Annotated in this window: 17 protein-coding genes and 3 pseudogenes; 9 read left to right on the top strand and 11 right to left on the bottom strand. The window is 67.6% G+C overall.

What is annotated here, in order from left to right:
- Nucleotides 1-19 precede the first annotated feature (19 nt).
- From AC1UKG_RS15790 to AC1UKG_RS15770, 5 genes are all read right to left on the bottom strand, one after another.
- Nucleotides 20-901, bottom strand: coding sequence for an oxygenase MpaB family protein (locus tag AC1UKG_RS15790; protein WP_482642473.1), 882 nt, complete (start codon nt 899-901; stop codon nt 20-22).
- The gene (locus AC1UKG_RS15785) at nt 898-2,136 is read right to left on the bottom strand and encodes an MAB_1171c family putative transporter (RefSeq protein ID WP_018743715.1); all 1,239 of its coding nucleotides are present in this window, start codon (nt 2,134-2,136) and stop codon (nt 898-900) included. Before AC1UKG_RS15785 ends, AC1UKG_RS15790 begins: the two co-directional genes overlap by 4 nt.
- Nucleotides 2,137-2,142: 6 nt before the next feature.
- Nucleotides 2,143-2,508, bottom strand: coding sequence for a hypothetical protein (locus tag AC1UKG_RS15780; protein ID WP_026271707.1), 366 nt, complete (start codon nt 2,506-2,508; stop codon nt 2,143-2,145).
- Nucleotides 2,509-2,723: 215 nt separating this feature from the next.
- Complete coding sequence (locus AC1UKG_RS15775) at nt 2,724-3,218, bottom strand: hypothetical protein (RefSeq protein ID WP_026271706.1); 495 nt, start codon at nt 3,216-3,218, stop codon at nt 2,724-2,726.
- 209 nt (nt 3,219-3,427) lie between these two features.
- Nucleotides 3,428-4,267, bottom strand: coding sequence for an SAM-dependent methyltransferase (locus tag AC1UKG_RS15770; protein WP_475890090.1), 840 nt, complete (start codon nt 4,265-4,267; stop codon nt 3,428-3,430).
- 138 nt (nt 4,268-4,405) lie between these two features.
- Between AC1UKG_RS15770 and AC1UKG_RS15765 the strand changes: the two are divergent.
- The 4 genes and pseudogenes from AC1UKG_RS15765 to AC1UKG_RS15750 form a co-directional block, all read left to right on the top strand.
- Nucleotides 4,406-4,536, top strand: a pseudogene (locus tag AC1UKG_RS15765) (GNAT family N-acetyltransferase); the annotation flags it as partial.
- A 200-nt stretch (nt 4,537-4,736) separates the two neighbouring features.
- Nucleotides 4,737-6,017 (top strand): GTP-binding protein, encoded by a 1,281-nt coding sequence (locus AC1UKG_RS15760; protein WP_475890088.1) that lies wholly within the window; start codon nt 4,737-4,739, stop codon nt 6,015-6,017.
- A gap of 324 nt (nt 6,018-6,341) precedes the next feature.
- On the top strand, nt 6,342-7,334 hold the full coding sequence (rsgA, locus tag AC1UKG_RS15755; protein ID WP_018743720.1) for a ribosome small subunit-dependent GTPase A: 993 nt from the start codon (nt 6,342-6,344) through the stop codon (nt 7,332-7,334).
- A 481-nt stretch (nt 7,335-7,815) separates the two neighbouring features.
- A complete protein-coding gene (locus AC1UKG_RS15750; protein ID WP_026325273.1) occupies nt 7,816-8,286 on the top strand; it encodes a hypothetical protein in 471 nt (156 codons plus the stop codon).
- Nucleotides 8,287-8,406: 120 nt separating this feature from the next.
- Here the strand turns inward: AC1UKG_RS15750 and AC1UKG_RS15745 are convergent, their stop codons facing one another.
- From AC1UKG_RS15745 to AC1UKG_RS15720, 6 genes and pseudogenes are all read right to left on the bottom strand, one after another.
- Nucleotides 8,407-8,790, bottom strand: a complete 384-nt coding sequence (locus AC1UKG_RS15745) for a VOC family protein (RefSeq protein WP_482642474.1) — start codon at nt 8,788-8,790, stop codon at nt 8,407-8,409.
- 137 nt (nt 8,791-8,927) lie between these two features.
- Nucleotides 8,928-9,707 (bottom strand): VOC family protein, encoded by a 780-nt coding sequence (locus AC1UKG_RS15740; protein WP_029124320.1) that lies wholly within the window; start codon nt 9,705-9,707, stop codon nt 8,928-8,930.
- 134 nt (nt 9,708-9,841) lie between these two features.
- Nucleotides 9,842-10,293: pseudogene (locus AC1UKG_RS15735) on the bottom strand (alpha/beta hydrolase); the annotation flags it as partial.
- A gap of 87 nt (nt 10,294-10,380) precedes the next feature.
- Entirely contained in the window at nt 10,381-10,920 is a 540-nt protein-coding gene (locus tag AC1UKG_RS15730) for a hypothetical protein (protein ID WP_018743724.1), read from the bottom strand.
- A 131-nt stretch (nt 10,921-11,051) separates the two neighbouring features.
- Nucleotides 11,052-11,936, bottom strand: a complete 885-nt coding sequence (locus AC1UKG_RS15725) for a fructosamine kinase family protein (protein WP_018743725.1) — start codon at nt 11,934-11,936, stop codon at nt 11,052-11,054.
- A 162-nt stretch (nt 11,937-12,098) separates the two neighbouring features.
- Nucleotides 12,099-13,622, bottom strand: a complete 1,524-nt coding sequence (locus AC1UKG_RS15720) for a M23 family metallopeptidase (protein WP_026325276.1) — start codon at nt 13,620-13,622, stop codon at nt 12,099-12,101.
- A gap of 183 nt (nt 13,623-13,805) precedes the next feature.
- On the opposite strand from AC1UKG_RS15720, the gene AC1UKG_RS15715 reads away from it, so the two are divergent.
- From AC1UKG_RS15715 to AC1UKG_RS15695, 5 genes and pseudogenes are all read left to right on the top strand, one after another.
- The gene (locus AC1UKG_RS15715) at nt 13,806-14,921 is read left to right on the top strand and encodes a DUF4185 domain-containing protein (protein ID WP_018743727.1); all 1,116 of its coding nucleotides are present in this window, start codon (nt 13,806-13,808) and stop codon (nt 14,919-14,921) included.
- Nucleotides 14,922-15,165: 244 nt separating this feature from the next.
- Nucleotides 15,166-16,254 carry an alpha/beta hydrolase gene (locus AC1UKG_RS15710; protein ID WP_482642475.1) on the top strand — a complete coding sequence of 363 codons (1,089 nt, stop codon included), beginning with the start codon at nt 15,166-15,168 and terminating at the stop codon, nt 16,252-16,254.
- A gap of 161 nt (nt 16,255-16,415) precedes the next feature.
- Nucleotides 16,416-17,441 (top strand): hypothetical protein, encoded by a 1,026-nt coding sequence (locus AC1UKG_RS15705; RefSeq protein ID WP_026325277.1) that lies wholly within the window; start codon nt 16,416-16,418, stop codon nt 17,439-17,441.
- A 61-nt stretch (nt 17,442-17,502) separates the two neighbouring features.
- Nucleotides 17,503-18,501: an alpha/beta hydrolase-fold protein gene (locus tag AC1UKG_RS15700; protein ID WP_029124325.1), complete on the top strand. Its 999-nt coding sequence runs from the start codon at nt 17,503-17,505 to the stop codon at nt 18,499-18,501.
- A 101-nt stretch (nt 18,502-18,602) separates the two neighbouring features.
- Nucleotides 18,603-19,612, top strand: a pseudogene (locus AC1UKG_RS15695) (proprotein convertase P-domain-containing protein).
- Nucleotides 19,613-19,686 lie beyond the last annotated feature (74 nt).

Raw genomic sequence — 19,686 nt, 5'->3', positions numbered from 1 at the left:
GGCTCAGTCCGCATCAACGTCATCGACGTTGGTCCGGGGTGTCGCCGGCCGCGGTGGGTGGGTCGGGCCCGAGCTGGCTGATGTCGTACCCGTGGGGGTAGGTCTTGGTCTTGATGCCGTCGGCGAACAGGGGGACCGCCGGCGGTCGCCCGAGCCAGCGTTTCGTGTGCGCGCGGGCGCGGAGGGCCAGGTGCAGTCCGACGCGCGCCGGCCAGGGTGGGTTCGCCACCTGGGTCGCGGCGCGTAGGGGCGGGTCGTAGATGGCGCTGACCAGTGCGTTGCCCACCGGGGCGAGGGCAGCGGGTAGCCGTTTCAGCATCAGCATCCGGGTGGCGCGCTCGATCGCGGCCGCGTCGTCGTTGGGGCGCAGCTGGGCCCGGTCGTACTCGTCGAACCAGGCCTCGACCGCCTGGTAGGAGTCGGGGATGTCGGTGATACCCATCCGGCGGCCCAACTCCAGGTAGAACCGCCAGGTCGCGCGCCGCTCGTGGCAGCAGGGGCGGCGCCAGCCGTAGCGTTCCAGCCAGCGGGTGGGGATCACGATCAGGCAGGCGAGGACGTAGCGGTAGTGGTCGTTGCTGATGCGGTGAGAGCGGTGGATCTGGTTGATCCGGCGGAGGGCGTCGCGTCCGCGGGGCTGCGCGAAGCCGTTGAGCACGAGCTCGTACATGAGCAGGCCGGTGTCGTCGATTCGCTGCTGGGTGCGTTCGGTGAGTTCGCCGGTGGCGGTGTGCACCGCGGCGATCTCCGGGATCGAGAACGAGCGGTTGAAGGCGAGGTTGAGTCCGAGCTTCATGTCCCACGGGAACTCGTACCGCAGCATGGTCTGGTAGATCGTCAGGTGGTCGTCGTCGGGGTCGAGCGAGCGGATCCGGTGCAGGTGAACGAGGCGGGCTCTCACGGGTGTGGGCCTCCAACAGACTGCGGCCGAGGGCCGGTGGCGGTGAGGTGCGCGGTGGCGTCGAGGGTGGCGGCCACCACCGGGGACTGGTGGTAGGCGGTCGCGACTCGGGTGAGCCAGGTGATCTCGCCGGTGTAGCCGTCGGCCGGTCGGGGTGGTGCCTCGGCTGGATGCGGCTGGGTGGCGGTGACGCCGGCTCGGTGCGCTCGCCGGCCGAAGGCCAACTGGGCGGCCTCGATGGCGGCGAGCCGGTCGTCGCCATCGAGGCCCGCCTGCTCGGCGAGGGCGTCTGCGGCCTGGGTGACTCGGGCGTCCAGGAAGGGGCGCAGCGCCAGTCGTCCGTCGCGGATCTCGGCTACGCGACGGGTCAGCGCGTAGTCGAGATCACGTAGGGCGACGAACGGCCGGCGGAGTTGTGGGTCCAGCTCGAGCTCGGGCAGCGCCGCGGTGAGGTCGTGCCACAGCGGTCCGAGGCGGCGGTAGGCGCGCAGGTCGTCCCAGCACCGGGGAAGGGGTATCAGTGGACCCCAGGCGGGCATCGTCAGGCCGATCATCATGAGTAGTGCGCTGATGGTGACCAGGACCGCGGCGATCTCGCGTTCGCCGGGTGGCTGTAGCCCACCCCAGTAGGCGACCAAGTAGATGACCTTGTTCGTGCTGTAGAGCACGGCGACCGCGGCGCCGGCGGCGGTGATACGTAGGCCACGCCGGAGCCAGGGTCGGTCGCAGACGCGGGCGAACCTCCCGCACAGCCGGGCGATGTCGATGCAGTAGGCGAAGAAGCCCGCCACCATGAGAATCAGGAGATATGCCGAGACCGCCGGGTCGGTGGCGTACTCAACGGTCAACTGAATCGGCTGGTCGTAGCCGAGGGTGTGGGCATACAGGGCGACCATGACGAGGTACGCGCCGGCCGTGATCCAGACCCACCGTCGGGTGCGGGTGGCCGCCTGCGCGGCGGGCAGCGCGAGGTAGAGCAGCATGTGCTCGGCGGAGGCGGCGATGGTCATGGCGCAGCCGTGGGCGAGTACCTTGGCCAGATTTGGTAGCCCCAAGCCGGTCTCGATGCCGATGGCGAGCGGTGGGATGGCCAGGGTGACGCCGACGGCGAAGGCGCCGAACGAGATGCAGAGCGCGCGGCGCGCCGGGGTGGGGTGTCGTCGCAGCAGCGTTAGGGCGTAGGCGAAGGTCGTCCAGCCAGCGCCGGCGCAGAGGCCGTAGAGCACGGTGTCCATCGGCTGCTACCGGCCGGGGTGTTCCAGCGACTGCCGTAGCCGGTCGCACAGGTCGGCCTCGGGATCGTCGCGAGGGGTCTCCGGCTCAGCAGGGTGCGAACTGTCGCGGATCCGGCGTAGCAGGAGAGAGCCGATCATCTCCGCCTCCCGCTCCTCCTCGGCGGCGTAGGTGCTGCGGCCGAGGAAGCGTTGCACGGTCTGGGGGTCGAGGTCCGGCAGGAGCAGCTTGGCGGCATCAGGGTCCAGGACGGCAGCGGGCCGATGTCCGGCGAGCAGGTGACCCAGCTCGTGCCCGATGATCAGCAGCTGGTGTATCGGCGAGGTGTCCTGCTCATAGAAGACCGCGTCGAAGGTGCCCGTCGGCACCCACATACCGCAGACGGTGTGCACTGGCAGGCTGATCGGCACCAGGTGGATAGGTCGTCCCCGGCGCCCCCCTAGGAAACGGCATAGATCTGGCATATCAAATGAATCGGGCATGGCGAGCCCGGCGACCAACCGTTCGCAGCGCTTACGTAGTTGGCGCGGTGTCATGTCAGCTTCCCCCCGGTAATCCGCATGCCTCCACCGCAGGACAAGCAGGGCTGTCAAGGGCCGTTCCGGTGGCTGTCACCGAGGGCTTTCAGGCGGGCGACCATCTGTTCCACCAGCCGAGAATCGGCTGAGGACAACCCGGTGTCCGCAAGAACCTGCCGCAGTGCTACCTGCTTGACTCCCATTCGTCGCAGCTCGCTGAGGAGCCGGATCTGGTCCTGAACTCGATGCGCGGCAGCGTCATCCACGAAATATCCCGAGTGGACACCGAAGGCGCGGGCCAGCGCGCGCACGTGCGAGGTACGCGGATCACTCGCCACGCCTCGGCGTAGCTCTCCGACGTAGGCGGCGCTGATGGATACCCCCGTCTCCGCCTGCTGACCGTTGATTTTGTCAGCGATTTCCTTGTTCGTGTACCTCCGGCCGGACTCCTCGGACCCGCCAAGCTCTTCCGGCGTGGGGCGGATGGTCTCGAACAGGTACTCCAAGCGGTCGGCGAGTGTGTCGAGGGGCGGCAATCCCTGCCGGCCTTGGTGTTCCGCAACCAATGGTCCTCACCCTCCCCGCGACCGATCCGCAGCAGTGTTACACCGCCGATGCCCGGTGCGACAGGTGTCGACACATGACCGTTATCTATGACGCCTACGACCCTCTTGCCGCGAGTCACTCCGCTGGTGCCGCAGGCCGCGCCGCCGGAAGCCGGAAAGTAGCCCGCCGGAAACCGGAAGTAGCTCGTCTGCGGTGTCCTGCCTGCCGGTTACGGCTTGCGGCCCACTCCGCAGAACTCGTCGACCTCGGGCCCGGCGGCGGTGTCGGCGTCGGGTCGCCATCGGGTCAGTGAGACGATGCCCGGCTCGACCAGCTCAAGGCCGCGGAAGAATCGGCCGATGCCGTCGAGACTACGCACCACCATCGGGTCTGAACCGCCCTCGTTCCAGATCCGGACCGCCTCGTCGGTCGCGGCTCCGTGGATGGCGTTGGTGGTGTGTGTCATCGCCAGGTAACTCCCCGACGGAAGCGCCTCAACCAGGCGGTCGACTACTCGGTAGGCCTCATTGTCGTCAGCCAGGAAGATCACAATGCCGAGCATGGTGATGGCGATCGGCTTGGTGAAATCGAGTGTCTTGGCCGCCGCAGCGAGGATCTTGTCCGGGTCCCGCAGGTCGGCGTCGATGTAGTCGGTGGCACCCTCGGGGTGGCTGGTCAGTAGCGCCCGCGCGTGCACCAGGACCAGCGGGTCGTTGTCGGCGTAGACGATGCGCGACTCGGGTGCAATCGACTGGGCGACCTCGTGGGTGTTGTTCGCTGTCGGCAGGCCGGTGCCGATGTCCAGAAACTGGCGAATGCCGGTCTCTCTGGCCAGGTGAGTGACCGCGCGTACCAGGAAGGATCGCTGGTTGCGGGCCAGTTCGAGGATGTGTGGGTAGGCAGCGATCGTGTGGTCGCCGACCTCGCGATCCACCTCGAAGTTGTCCTTGCCGCCCAGCCAGTAGTTCCAGATCCGCGCCGGGTGCGCGATCGTAGTGTCGATCTTCGAGGAGAGTGACCCGTTCGGTTTGGCGGCCGGTGGCTTGGTTTCCGAAGGGGTGTTTGTCACTGGGAATCTCATCTCGACTCGCGATGGGTGACTTCTCCCACACCGTAGCAGGGGTAACGAAACCGGCTGTCGTCTGTCTGCTGTGGGTGCCCAGATTGGGGTGCGCCTCTCGCGCGCAGGCAAAACCGCACTCCGTGGGGGCCCGACCATGATTACGTCACCTGGGAGCCGGGGGTGGGGGAGCAGCGGACTTCGACCTCAGGTTGGGCTTTCGGCCGACCGGTGAGGAGAGCGGCGGACAGCCAGTAGGTGTCCGCAGCCTCTCCTGAGGGACTGGGCGCGCGACCGGGTCGCTCTCGGGTGGCGCCAGACGGTCCGGGTCGGTCGGGACCGATCGGCGTCAGGTGCGCCGGTGTGAGTGCGACCGGTGTAACGGGTTTCGTGGACTGGATGTCGACGCCCTGTCCACCCAGCGCGCCCGATGGGCTTAGACTGACAATCGTTTTCATTAAGAGTTGAGAGGACTGTGATGGCAACGTCTCCACTCGCGCCCACCGATCCCGGTGCTGCCCTAGCCGGCACCCGGCCGTCCCTGACCGTGCTCAGCGGCTCCTGGCCGTCCGCGACGTACGCCGTCGCCCGTACGCTGCTGGTGGCGGATCCGACCCTGCTGTTGGTCCAGCACGACCTCGCCGACCTGAGCGTCGGCACCGTACGACGGGTCGTGCGCGACAGCGCGGGCGTACTCGAGGACGAGCGGATCACGCTCGCACACGGATGCGTCCCCTGCACGCTGCGGGAAGATGTGCTGCCCACCCTCGCCCGGCTGGCCCGCACGCAGCCCAACCGCGATCTGCTGCTGATGCTGCCCGAGGTGGTCGAGCCCGAGGCGGTCGCCGCCGTCTGCGCGCACCGCCCCGTTGCCGGCGCTCCGATCACCGATCTGATCCGGATCGATTCCTATGTCACGGTCGTCGATGCCGAACATCTGCTCGACGGGCTCGTCAGCACCGACGACCTGAAACACCTCGGCATCGCGGCGGCGGACTACGACGACCGGGCGCTGGCCGACGTCATCGTCCGACAGATCGAGTACGCCGACACTCTCGTTCTCTGGGGCCGGTCCCGAGCCGGCGCCTACGGCATCAGTCGCCTGTCGGTGCTGCTCGAGCGGATGGCGCCGTGGGCGATGCAGGTGACCGTCAACGATGATCAGCTCGACGCCGCCGCGCTGACCCGCCAACTGCGCGGCACCCTCCGGCACCGGCCCGAGACCCCCGGCATCCTGACCCGTGGCCTTGAGGGGTACGTCCTCGGGGTGCACGAGCCGGACCCGGACTGCGGCATCGTCTCGGTCGTCTTCCGGGCCCGTCGGCCGTTCCACCCGCGGCGCATCCACGACGTGTTTGAGGATCTCAACGACCAGGTCCTACGCTCTCGCGGGCACCTCTGGCTCGCCAGCCAGCCCGACACCGTGATTGCCTGGAACTTCGCTGGGGGTGGACTCCGCCTCGGCTCCCTCGGCCACTGGCTGGTCGCCCTTCCCGACTCCTGCTGGGACGACGTGTCCGACCACCGCCGGCTCGCCGCCGCACTCGACTGGGACCCCTACTACGGCGATCGCCACCAGCACCTGGTCTTCATCGGCCTGGGCCTCGACCCCGTCTCGCTGTGCCACACCCTCACCGGTTGTCTGCTCACCGATGACGAACTCGCCGACGGCAGCGACGCCTGGCGGCACTACGACGACCCACTGGCCGGGTGCTTCCCGGCCGTCGACGTTCCCCCCACCGAAGGAAGCGCCACCTGAGTCAGGCCGCCGCGCTCCGTTGCAACCCGTTGACCACCGGCCGTCGATCCCGGTCGAGCGGAAGTCCTTCGGCCGTGACGCGGGCGAACGGATGGCGTAGTGTGGTCGGGGGCCTCGCCTCGAGGCTGCGGGACCTGAAGGAGGAGGTGGCGTTTTCATGCATGTGACTGCTGAGAACCGCCACGCTTCGTGCGCCTGAGCGACATCAGGTGACGATCGGTTCACCCGATCGGATCTCACTCCTTCACACAGAGGGTTCCTCAGTTGTCTTTTCCCCATCGGGGTCCATCGGTGACCCCAGAATCATCCTTGTCTCTTACCGCCTTGGGCTGGTCGAACCGATGGCAGGCGGCGCTTGCCGCACACGGTGCTGGCCGTCCGGGGCGGGTTGTCCGCCACGACGGCTCAGCCGTCCTGATCAGCACCGAAGGTGGCACCCGCCACTTCCCCGTACGGTCCTCGGCGCCCGCGCTTGCGGTCGGTGACTGGGTCGTCGTCGATGACGATCGCGTCCTCGACCTGCTGCCACGGGCCTCGCTACTGCGCCGTCGTGACCCCTCCACCGGAGGGAGTCAGCTCATCGCCGCGAACGTCGACGTGGTGGGCATTGTCTGCGGCGTGGACCGGCCGGTCGTCCACGGCCGGCTGCAACGGTTCACCTCGCTGGCCTGGGACGCTGGAGCGGTACCCCTGGTGATCCTCGCCAAGGCCGACCTCGTGAGCTCCACCGCCGCCATCGAAGACGGTCTGCTCCAGCAGCATCCCGGCGTCGACATCACCTCTGTGGCGGCGGTGACCGCCACCGGGGTATCCGACCTCCTCGGCCGGTGCGCGGAGCGCACGCTGGTGCTCGTCGGCGAGTCCGGGGCAGGAAAGTCGACGCTCCTCAACGCCCTTGCCGGTCGGGAGTTGGGTGCCACCGGAAAGGTCCGCAGCTCGGATGCGAAGGGCCGGCACACCACCACTGCCCGGCAGCTCTTCGCGCTGGAGGGCGGCTGCTGCCTGATTGACACCCCCGGCATGCGCGAGGTCGGCGTCCATGCCGACGTTGCCACCGTTGACGCGGGGTTCGACGACATCGCGGAGTTGGCGCTCGGCTGTCGCTTCGGCGACTGCAGTCACGCCAACGAGCCTGGCTGCGAGGTGCTCGCGGCCGTCGCCGACGGGAGGCTGAGCGAGCAACGAATGCGGGCCTGGAACCAGCTGTGCCGGGAGGCCGCGTGGGCAGAACTCCGCGCGGATCCTGCGGCCCAGCGCCGCGCGGGTCGGAGACTCGCCCGGGTCATCAAGGATGCCCAGCGGGTAAAGCGGCGTTGACCCGATCGGAGCCGCGCCCGCGGGCCCTACCTCGGGCGCGGACGGCGAGATTGCGGCGACTGAAGAAGGCCGTGGTGATCCCGCGCCCCAGGCCCTGCAGCTCTCGGGTTGACCGTGGGGGTCCGTGAATCGTCACGACGCCGAGGCGTAGGCCCAGGGTGCTGGGGTGCGCCGGACGGGTCCGCCGGGCGAACCGGTGAACCCGTCCGGCGGACCCGTTGCGCAGCGGGTGAGCCAACCTTGACGCGGACCAGCTCACCTGAATAGGGGGCCATGGGCTAGTCGTAGTCTCTGGTGGTGTGGCGCGGGTTTGTCTGTTGCGTCAGCGATGCGGAGCGTAGTGTCAGCTGTTAATGGCCTCGTGGTCGACCGCGGCTGTTTCGCTTTGTGTCGATCGTTTCGCCACTCTCGTCCGGTATTAAGGGGAAGTGAGACTGAACGGATTGGACGAAGCTGAATGGGCTTCTCTAAGATCACGTCGGTGAACACGGAACCCATCAGCATCGACGGCGTGGCCGGCCCGATTGTTGTCACGACCAACGCCCTTCTGGGGAACCCGAAAGTCACCGTGGGCGGAGTATCCGCCCCCCGGTCGGGCAGGCGCCAGTACACGTTGCCGGCCACAGACGGTAGTGCGGTCGACGCCACCGTACGCATCGCGTTTGCCGATCCCTACCCGACGGTGGAGATCAGCGGCGTGCGGCACCGGACCGGTCCTTCGATACCAGTCATGCTGCGGGTGTTGGCTCCGCTGCCGCTCCTGCTCGTAACGATCGGGGGTGCCCTCGGTGGACTTGTCGGAGCGTTGGGCTTGTGGGCGAACCTGCATGTCGCCCGGATCCAGGCCGGATCGGCTGCCAAGGCAATGGCCATGGTTGGCGTCAGCGCCGTCTCGTACCTCCTCTTGTTTGCTGTCGCTGTCGGGATTCGTGCAGCGATCAGCCCGAGCTGAAGGTGCTCCCTGGCCAGGGGCGCTGTGGGAGGTATAACGACTCGATCGGCGCTTGCGCGGAACGTGGGAAGCGCTCCATCGGGCTCGGTCGGGTTCCCGATAGCTGAGGCCGTGTGCGGCTCAGCTTGGGTGGGGGTCCTGCATCAGCGCGACGACCGCGCCCGCGGGGTCCTTGATCAGCGCGAAATCGCCCGGACCGGTGCCGCTGGGCTGCCGCACCACCGCACCGCCCTTGTCGGTCACCCGCGCCAGGCTCGCGGAAAGGTTGCCGACCGCGATGTAGGTGATCCACTGCGGTGGCAGATCGGCGTTGCCATTCCTGGCATGGCAGATGCCCGCGACCGGGTTACCGTCCTGTGCGAGCATCATATAGTCGTCGTAGTCGCCCATGCTTAGCGGCTCCGGCTTCCAGCCGGCCACGTCTGCGTAGAAGTCGCGTATGCCGTCTGCGTTCTGGACGGTCAGGTCGAAGCCCGCGATTGTGCCTACCTTGGTGTGACTCATCTGGTGTCGGTCCCTTCGCGTTCAATCCCGAGCGTGCTGGTTAAAGATCGACGCATTCCTTAATCGCATCCTATCGGTAGGGAAGCATCGAAGGACAGGACTGGGGCCGCGAGGTGCGGGCGGAACGGCGCCATGGCTTATCTCGTGTGCCGGAGGCGGAACGGGCCGCCGCGTTCGGTGGCCACGAAGGTGGCTCCGAACGGGTCGGCCAGGACGACGGTGCGCCCATGCGGCGATTCCTGCAGAGCCGTCACCACCCGACCACCGTGCGACACCGCCTGCTCCGCGGCCTTCTCCGCGTCGGGGACCTGGAAGTACGCCAGCCACGCCGCGTGCCCTTCATGTGGGCGCTGCTCCGCGCCGGCGAAGACTCCCGCCACCGGGCGACCACCGGAGTGGAGCGTCACGTGGGGCGCGTCCTCGCGCGGTGCGGTGTCGTAGCCGAAGACCCGCCGGTAGAACTCGACAGTGGCGGGCAGGTCGGCGCTGGTCACCTCGCTCCAACACGGCGCTCCGCCCTCGTCAACCACTTGCGACCCGCTCAACTCGCGGCCCTGCCACAGGGCGAAGACGCCACCGGTGGTGTCCTGAGCGATCGCCAGCCAGCCGACCATGGCGTCCTGCCGCGGCTTCACCACCTTGCCACCGGCATCGGTGACCCGTCGCAGCGCCGCCGCGCAGTCCGCCGTCGCGAGGTAGATCGTCCAGTTCGACTGGGCAGGCGGCGGTTCGCCCTGATGTGGTTCGGCGATCGCCGCTACCGGTCTTCCGCGAACCTGGCACATCGTGTAGAAGTCGCCCTCGAAGGTCCAGCCCAGCACCGGTCCGTAGAAGTCCATTGCGGTGTCCCGGCTGGGCACCGTCATGTCGAACCAGCACGGCGTGCCGGAGGCGTACGCGCCGTCAACGTCACTCATGGGATCTTCCCGTTCTCTGGGTCCAGTTCTCCATCGGACACCGTACGACCAGCGCGCTTGCGCGGAGAGTAGCAACACTCGCGGTGCAGCCAGCGAGACAACCCGTGGCTGTCCGGTGAGAGGAAAAACTTCGCTCATGGGCTGTCGGCCGGTCGCCACAGCCACCGCAGAGCGTCGGGGATAAGGGTGCCGCCATGATTCGGACTGTGGCCACCGTCGCCCAGCACAAGACGGAAGTCATAGCCGGCTTCGGCCAGAGCGGCCGTGACCCGGAGGTTGTCGGCCAGCCAGTTTTGCTCGGGCTCGTTCCAGCGTAGATCTCGGTGGCCCGCCTGCAAGAAGACGCGTAGCGGCTTGCGGGGAACGCGGGGAGTCAGTTCGGGGTATGGATTACCCCCGGCATCTTCGTAAAGCTGGTGATGGAGTAGCGGTCGGTGACCTGAGGGATGATCTCGTCCAGGAGGAAGTTGGCGTACCGGTCATTGAAGGCGTCGTATTCGAGGTTACGGTTTTTCGGCTGCGCGGCCCCATCGATTGTTCCCGGATCCACGAACAGGCCAATGGTGACCGGAATTTCGCCGTGGTAGGGGATCTCGACAGTCACCTGGGCAACGTAGAGGACAACCGCATGACCGCGGCAAGCGAGATTAGGCCCGTCCAGCGGAGCGGGGATTCAGAAGCCGAGGATGGCTGCGGAGACCACGGAGAAGAGGGCGGCGGTGAGCAGGACCAGCCCGGTTGGCGCACCGACGACTGCGCTCACCGACAGCTTTCGAGCCCGGGCGACCGGGATCGCGGCGACCGAGACGACCGTGATGAGAGCGGCGACCAGGTAGATCATCGGATAGCCGATCAGCGTGGCGACCGGGAAGAGGTGAACACCGACGACGAAGGCGACCCACATCGAGATCAGGTCCCGTCGGCCGCGGAGCGCGAGCAGGACCGCCCCGAGGGCGGCAGCCCCGAACTCGATGGCGACCACGACTCCGAACGCGCGGCTGGTGGCCTCGTCGAAGGCGGTGTCGTTGTGCCAGAGTCGCCAGGTCAGCAGAGCACCGGCGATCGCGGTGAGGAGGCCGGTCACCGAGCCGGCGGCGAGGAGCCCGCGCCACTTGCCCGGAGGCGCCTCCTGCGCCCAGCCGAACCAGCTCGAAGCGAAGAAACCGAAGATCACGGCAGTTGCCGCAAAGTCCCGCACGTGCTCGGCAAACATGGCGCCTCCTGCCCGCTGAGGACAAGCTACGGCAGTTCGGGGCACTCCTCCAGCCTCCGGGCTCGGACAAGGTGCCAGCTAGCTTCTTCTGGCTTCCACCGCGGCGCCCGGTGCCGGCCGAAGTCCGCTGTTCAGCTGTATTTGCGTAGCACGGCTTTGGTGTCGCGGATCCAGTCCGGGAGGTCGGAGCCGAAGTGGGCGAGGACGCTGAGCTGTTCGCGGAGGTTGAGCAGGTCCATGCGGTCCCGCCAGCCCGGTTGGGGAGCGGCGGCTTCCTCGTAGGCGGCGAAGAAGGGCTCGGGCGGGCGGTCGACGCTGTAGATCATGCTGAGGTCGGCCTCGGCCCAGTTCCAGTGCACCGCGGGGTCGATGAGTACGGGAGTGCCCTGGTCGGTGGCGATGAGGTTGTTGCGCCAGAGGTCGCCGTGGGTGAGCACGGCGGGTGCGGTGGGGAGCAGTTCGGGTAGCCGTTCGCAGATGCGTTCCAGCCGGGTCAGGTCGGTCGGCTCCAGGACCTGTTGGACCTTCGGCTCGGTCGCGTAACGCAGTAGCCGGCGGGTGGCGAAGAACTCGTGGCCGTCGCTGGACTGCTTGTTGTGCTGGGGGAGTAGGCCGAGCCAGCCGTCCTCGGGCCAGCCGAAGGTGTTGCCCTGGACGGAGTGCAGCCGGGCGATCGTACGGCCGGCTTCTTCCCAGTACCGGTCGGTGTCGGGGCGGGGAGCCAGAGCGGCGAGGACGAGATGGCGCTCGGTCACCTCGTAGACCTCGGGGGTCTGGACGCCACCGCGATCGCGCAGGGCGCACAACCCCGCGGCTTCCAGGGCGAACATGCCGGGCGGGTTCTGCGAGGACGTCGGGGTCTGCTTGACCACGGCTGGCCGGCCATCGGCGAGCCGGACCCGCTGCACGTGGTGGGCGAGCCCGCCGGAGAGGGGTTCCCAGCCGATAGCACCATCCAGTATCGACGCTATCGTCCCGGTACGCGGGTCGGCCGCGCTCACCTCGTCCGAACTCACGACCAACTCCTCTCGCGCACCTACCTGCAGGATGCAGTATCCAGCCTGCTCGCTGTCGGTCGGTGGTGGGGCGAGCGAACGGAGTCGCCCTGCTCGCCACCGCGGTGAGCAACGGCATCAGCGGCTTTTGCGACTACCAGGTGGAGTCCCTCTTCCGGCTCGTCACGGTGCGAGTGATCCGCCCCAGTTGTCGGTGACGAGCTGGCCGGTGGCGTCGCTGACGAAGCGATGTTCGAGGGTGCCGTTGCCGAGCCGATAGAACACGTGGTGCTGTCCAGGAGCGGACAGGCCAGCCGGGTCGCCGGTCACGACTCCACGCGCACCCCAGTTGTCCACGCCGGGGTCGATTCCGGGCCACCAGTACCAGTGCACCAGGTCTCCCGACGCGGTGCGGCCGAAGATGTGCTGCTGGTCGCGGTGCACGAAGGCGTGCGGGTTGCCGACGAAGGCTCCGCCCGGCCAGACATCGCCCCCAAAGGTGCCCGACGGGTCGTCGAAGAACCGGTGGGCGAGGTCGCCGTCACTGTTGCGGAAGAACACATGGTGCTGGTTTCCGCCGTAGGAGAATCCCGTCGGGTCTGAGGCCACACCCGAGGTGACACCCCAGTCGTCGGTACCGGGGCTGATCCCCGGCCACCAGTACCAGTGGATCAGCCCGCCGGAGGCGGTGCGGCCGAAGATGTGCTGCTGGTCGCGGTGCACGAACGCGTAGGGGTTCCCGACGAACGATCCACCGGGCCACACCCCACCCGTGACCTGACCCGTGTCGAGGTCGTAGAACCGATGCTCCAACTGCCCGTCGGGGTTTCGGTAGAAGACATGCTGCTGATTGCCGTACGCAAAACCGGTGGGATTCGAATAGACCCGTCCCTCTGTGTCCCAGTTGTCCACCCCCGGGGCGTCCATGTCCGGGGCAAACCACCAGTGTCGCAACGTGTTGTCGCTTCCCCGGGCGAACACGTGCTGCTGGTTGGCGTGCGCGTACCCCACCGCCTTACCGGTCAACGATCCGCCGCCCCAGTCCGCCTGCATTACCCCCGACTCCGGCGACCACGACAGGTGCTGCAGAGTCCCCGCTGATCCGACGGCCACATAGTGCTGACCGCCGCCGAACGCGAACGCCCGCCCCGCGACCGGTGCGGTGGGACGACCGCAGTTGTCGCTGGTGAGGTAGCGCTGGTGGTATGAGCCCGGATATGGCGCCAGCGACCCACCGTTGATGACGATGGTCTGCCCCACCCCGTTGTAGAGCTGCTCGTAGTGGATGTGCGCGCCGAAGGAGTTGCCGGTGTTTCCGGTCAGCCCGATCTGCTGCCCCTGAATGACGCCCGTGCCATCTGCCACCGAGAACGCGGAGAGATGAAAGTAGTAGGTCTGCCACCCGCCACCGTGATCGATGACAATGTAGTTGCCGGCGCCACCCGACTGTGAGTGCCGGTAGGCGGTGCCGGCGGCGGAGGCGAGCACGGGGGCGCCGTCAGTGGCGCCGCCGTCGGCACGGATGAAATCGAGTGCCTGGCGGACCTCACTGCTGTGGTGGCTGTAGGTCCACTGCTGACCACAGGGAAAAGGGGCCTTGAAAGCGGGGGCGGCCTGTGCGGGCGACGCGTTCAGGGAAAGGCCCGCGGCCACCAGGCACACCGCGAGAATCGCGGCGAGTCCTGCCCGAGGTGCAGCTCTGGTCATGACGCGACGCTCCTGCCGGGCTGCCGGTGATGCTGGTGTTGCGCTTCGACGTCGTGATTTTGACGACCTGTCATGACGCCTGTCAATAGTGATGTGAGTATTTCGCTGTTGTGTAACCGGGAGGATTCCGCGTCACCCGATGCCCGCTTGACCACTGTCGTGGCTGCCGTTTTCCATACCAGGATGACTATCAATCGTCGCACCCTGCTTGGTCGGGTCGCCCTGGTCGGCACCGCTGTCGCGGCCGGTGGGCTGCTTGCCCCCGACTCAGCCCGGGCCGCCTCCTGGAAGAAACGCCTCACCGGCGCCGACCTGGACACCAACCACCGGTGGCAGGTCGCCGGGACTGACCTCGGCATCCCCTACGTGTTGGAGAACGGTTCCATCGGATATCTCTTCGGAGACACCTTCAACACCCCGTGGCCGGAGGGCCCGCCGCTGTCGAACGACTGGCGCTCGCCGGTGATGCTGCGCTCCCACGCCCACCCGGGTGCTCCCGATGGTGTGATCTTCGACAGCGCGGCGGGAGTCGCCGGCGACGGACGGGCCCCGGAGCTGATGCACAACGGCCACCGGGGAATCGGCATCGACGGCCTCTGGGAGGTGACCGTCATCCCCAACGACGGCATCAGCTTCCCGGAGACCGGCCGGCAGGTGATCTCGTACATGAGCATCGAGTACTGGACGGAACCCGGGCAACCCGGACCCCACTGGCGATCGCGCTACGCCGGACTGGCCTTCAGCGACAACGGCAACGAGTTCGTCCGCACTCCGCTGAAGTGGTGGAACGACGGCACCAACACCGACCCGTACCAGATGTGGACGATGCAGCGTGACGGCGACTGGGTGTACGTCTTCTCCGTGCGCCCGGGGCGCCAGGACGGCCCGATGATGCTTCGTCGGGTCTTCTGGGACCAGCTCTTCTACCCCGAGTCGTACGAGGGCTGGGGTTGGAACGGCAGCGACTGGGGCTGGGGACGGCCCTGTACGCCGATCCTGACCGGCTCGTTCGGGGAGCCATCGGTCCGGCGGCTCGCCGACGGCACCTGGGTCATGTCGTACCTCAACTGCGTCACCGGCTGCATCGTCACCCGTACGGCTGCCGGGCCGGACCGGGCCTGGACGGCGGAGAAGGTGCAGATCTTCCCGTGGCAGGAGCCCGGGCTCTACGGCGGGTTCATCCACCCGTGGTCCAGCCGGCGCCTCAACGACCTGCACCTCCTGGTCTCGACCTGGACCAAGACACCCGACCGCAGGACCACCGCCTACCACGTCAGCCAGTTCGTCGGCACCGTCTGAACCGCACCGGCTCCGTCGTCGCGAGGGCGGGTGTTGTCGCGGTTCCAGCCGGTCACCGCTGGCCGGTCACCGCTGGCCGGTCACGGATGGCCGGTGTGGTGGCCTGTCCTCCGCACCTGCCCGAATACCACCATCAGCGGTGTCCGAACGAGGAATCGACGCGTCCACCGATCGCTCGGCGTGGCTGGTAGCCGACTGCCAGCAACCGAGGTCGGTGACCGTCCCGAGAAAGGGACTACACCCGATGAGAACCCGGTTCTCCGACCGAACCCGGTCGTTCCTGCGGCTCCCCGCTGCCGCTACCGCGGCCGCCACCGTGGCGGCGGTGGCGGCGGTCGCTGTCGCCGGATCGGCGGCACAGGCCCAACCCGTCGAGATCCCGAGCTTTACCGATGGCCACGGTCTGACCCTCGTCGACAGCGAGGCCCACTCCAGCACCGACCTGACTCTCACCGTGACCACCGCGCAGTTGTCCGGCCAACACAAGATCCGTGTGCTTCTTCCCGCCGACTACGCCACCGAACCCGACAAGCGCTGGCCGGTCGCGTACTTCCTGCACGGTGGGGCCGGCGGCCCGCACGACGTGGCGGCCGTCCCGGCCCTGCGCTCGAACTCGATGATCACGGTGGCTCCGAACGGCGGGCTCAAGGGTTGGTACGCCGACTGGGTCATGCAGGACACCGCCCTCGGCGCGGCCAACTGGGAGACCTTCCACACCGAACAGGTCGTCCCCTTCATCGATGCCAACCTGCGTACCCGCACCGACCGGAATCACCGGGCCCTCATCGGTCTGTCGATGGGGGGCTTCGGATCGCTGCACTACGCGCAGGCCCGCCCCGACCTGTTCGGTCACGTCGCCTCGTTGTCCGGCGGGATCGACTTCGGTATGGCGGAGATCCGCGCGGTCGTCGTGGCCTCGGAAATCAACCTCCCCGGCCTGTTGTGTAGCTCCGTGCCGGAGGGCACCTGCGCCGACGTAGGCCCGTACGTCGACAGTGACGCTATCTTCGGCTCCCCGTATCCCATCTTCAACGCCGACCGGATCTGGAATGAGGTCGACCCGGCCGCACCGGCCAACCTCGCCAAGTTGGCTGACACCACCATCGCGCTCTACACCGGCGACCAGGACGTCGTGGACTTTTTCACCGCCATCGCCACCGCGACGGTTGGGGACCGCCTCGACGACCTCGGTATCCCCCACCACACCGTCAACTACGAAGACGGCTCCACCTTGTCCCCCACGTGCGACGGCGGTCACAACTATGGCTGCTGGGCCCCGGCGATCGCCGACTACCTCCCGCGGCTCGAGGCGTCGTTCGACTCGGCCAGCTGACGCTGGCCAGCTGGAACGTCGGCCACTGAAGCCAGAACGTCGGCCACTGAGGCCGGAAGGTCAGCCATTGGGGCCGGAACGCCAGCTGTTGGTGTCGTGGCAACCAGCCTCACCCGCAGTGATGCGATCCGTTCCCGACGAGCCCGAGCAGAGGAGTTCCCATGCGCGGCACCGGCTCATCTCCGACGAGACCGGCAACGATGGTGTTGCTGGTGGTGACGACCCTGACCGCCGTCATCGCCCTGAGCAGCCCGGCCCATGCCCAGGCCCAGAGATCTGGGAACTCGGAGCCGGACCTGGTCTCGACATTCTGTTTCATTCCCCCAGAGCGGGACATCGTCGTCACCCGCAAGGTCTATGAGGTGGGCCAACGTCGAGGTGTGTCGGACAAGGTCATGCTGGCGGGCTTCGAGGCGGGCTGGGTCGAGTCCCGGATGAACAACCTGAACTGTGGGGACCGGGACTCGCTCGGGGTGTTCCAGCAGCGCCCCTCCCAGGGCTGGTGCCAGCCCGCCCAGTGTCTCGACGTCGACTACGCGGCGAACAAGTTCTTCGAGGTGGCCCAGCAGATGGAGCCTGGGATGGAGGGCAGTACCGCCGGTCAACTCGCTCAGGCCGTGCAGCGTTCCGCGTTCCCGTCGCGGTACGACGAGGCGGAGGACATCGCCCGAGCGCTGCGGGAGGAGGCGTTCCAGCCGTACGGCACGATCGGGGCGAAATACCACAGCATGGGTGGGCCGGGCAGTCCGCTCGGTTGGCCGATCCGTGCCGAAGAGGACGCCTCGCTGGGTGGGCGGTTCCAGCAGTTCCACAACGGAATCATCCTGTGGCGGCCTGACATCGCCCATGCGATCTACGGCGACATTCTCACCACCTTCTGGGCCACCGACGCCGAGCGACGCTGGGGCTTCCCCACGATGGATGAGGCGGAGGCCGCCGAAGCACCCGACGGCACTCGCGGGCGTTTCCAGTTCTTTGAACACGGTCTGTTTCTCTGGTCACCAGAAACCGGTACCCACACCGTTCACGGCGCTATCTACGACGCCTTCCACGAGGCCGGCAGCGAAGCCGTGTTGGGCTACCCCCGCACCGATGAGCTCGACGACGGTGACGGCAAGTACCAACGCTTCCAACAGGCCACCATTCACTGGCACCCGGACCAGGGCACCTGGATCACCCCTACCTGAGCGTCGTAGCCAGTTCCCATTCCCCACTCTCATTGCAAGCCACCTACCTCAGGGAGCAACCATGACCCCGCATACGCAGCCGACCCCGCTGAGTCGCCGCCGCCTCCTCACCGGCGCGGCAGCCGCAGCCACCGTCGGAGCGTTCGGCGGCCCCGCCCTCATACCGGGTCCGGCCCACGCCGTCGGTGACGGGTTCGGCCTCCGCGTCGTCAGTCCGCCCACCATTCACACCGACCGGCTGCAGTACTACCGCTTCTCCACCAACGAGATCGAGTGGGACCCCGCCGTCAATGTCCTGCTGCCCGACGGTTACCACACCAGCGGCAAACGCTACCCCGTGCTGTACCTGCTGCACGGTGGCCAGCAGGACTTCCGTCACTTCCACATGCGCGAGAACATCATTAATCTGACCGCCGGCCGGGACATCATCGTGGTCATGCCCGACGGCGGCGCCGCTGGTTGGTACTGCAACCCGGTCAGCAGCTTCGTGGGACCGCGTAACTGGGAAACCTTCCACATGGGCCAACTGTTGCCGTGGATCGAGGCGAACTTTCGCACCTTCGCCGAGTACGACGGACGCGCGGTGGCCGGCTTCTCGATGGGCGGCTTCGGTGCGCTGAAGTACGCCGCCAAGTATTTCGGACATTTTTGCTCGGTGAGTTCCCACTCCGGGCCCGCCAGCCTGCGTCGCGACGGTCACCTCGTCGCGCACTGGGCCAACCTCAGTTCCGCCGCGGTGGAACTGGGTGGCGGCACCATCTACGGCGCGCCGGCCTTCGACCAGGCTCGGGTTACCGCGGACAACCCTATGGAACGCATTCCGAGCTACCACCACAAACGGGTATTCCTGGTCGCCGGCACCTCACCAGAGCCGGTCAACTGGTGGGACGTCATCAACGAGACCCAGGTGCTCGCCGGACAACGCGAGTTCCGCGCCGCTCTCAGTCAGGCCGGTATTCCCCACGAGGGACTCGAAGAGCCAGGCGGGCACATCTTCCGGCACGAGATTTTCAGGCGTGATCTTGACGGCATGTTGGGCCGTCTCCGCCGAGCCGGCTGACCCGGACGAGAACCCCGCGTCCACCACGTCGAACTCATCGAACGAGCTAACCGCTACGAACGGGGGTGGACGGCCGGCTGCCGTCCACGGGGAGGTAGGAGATGGGTAGGCAACGCAGATCCGTCCTGGTCGGCGTCGTAGCCCTGGCCATGGTCGCCACGGCGGCCCCGGCCCAGGCCCAGGGCGCCGAGCCGGCCGCTCCGGTCCGCAACACCGGCGGGGCCACGGCCATACCGGGAAGCTACCTCGTGGTCTTCAAGGACAGCGAGGTCAGCCGGTCAGCCGTCGGGTCGTCGCTGACCCGACTACGCAGCCGGCACGGTGGCACGGTGGCGCGTACGTACACCACGGCCCTGCGCGGTGGTGAGCTGCGGCTCAGCTCCGCGGGGGCGGCCCGGGTCGCCGCCGACCCGGCGGTGGCGTACGTCGAACAGAACCACACCGTGTCGATCGCGGGCATCCAACCGGACCCACCGTCCTGGGGTCTGGACCGCATCGACCAGCGGTACCGGCCGCGGGACGGCTCGTATACGTACCCGAACACGGCTGGTGGTGTGACGGCGTACATCCTCGACACTGGTGTCCGTACGACGCACACCGACTTCGGTGGGCGGGCAACCTGGGGCACCAACACGGTGGACAACACCGACACCGACTGCAACGGTCACGGCACGCATGTCGCCGGCACCGTCGGCGGTACCGTGCACGGCGTGGCCAAAGCGACCAAACTGGTCGCGGTCAAGGTGCTCGGCTGCGACGGCGCGGGCACCACGGCAGCGATGATCGCCGGCGTCGACTGGGTCACCGCGAACGCGGTCAAGCCGGCGGTGGCACCCTCTCGGACTGCGGCCGGGCCGCCTCGGCCACCTCGACCGTCGCGGTGAACATCCGGCACACCTTCCGCGGCGACGTGGAGATCGACCTGGTCGCTCCGGACGGCTCCGCCTACCGGCTGAAGAACTGGGACTTCTTCGACCGGGTTGACCACATCAACGAGACCTATACGGTCGACCTCTCCGGCGAGGCCGCGGACGGCACCTGGCTACTGCGGGTAGGCGACATCTGGATCAACGACATCGGCTACATCAACACCTGGACGCTGAACCTCTGAGCCCACAGCCGAGGCCCCTTCCGCACCACCCGGAGGGGGCCTCGCGGGCGGAGGTGTCCGGAGGTCTGCGCTCC

The organism is Salinispora sp. CH2A1_6 (assembly GCF_056820975.1).
This window is presented reverse-complemented; position numbering and strand designations above follow the sequence as displayed.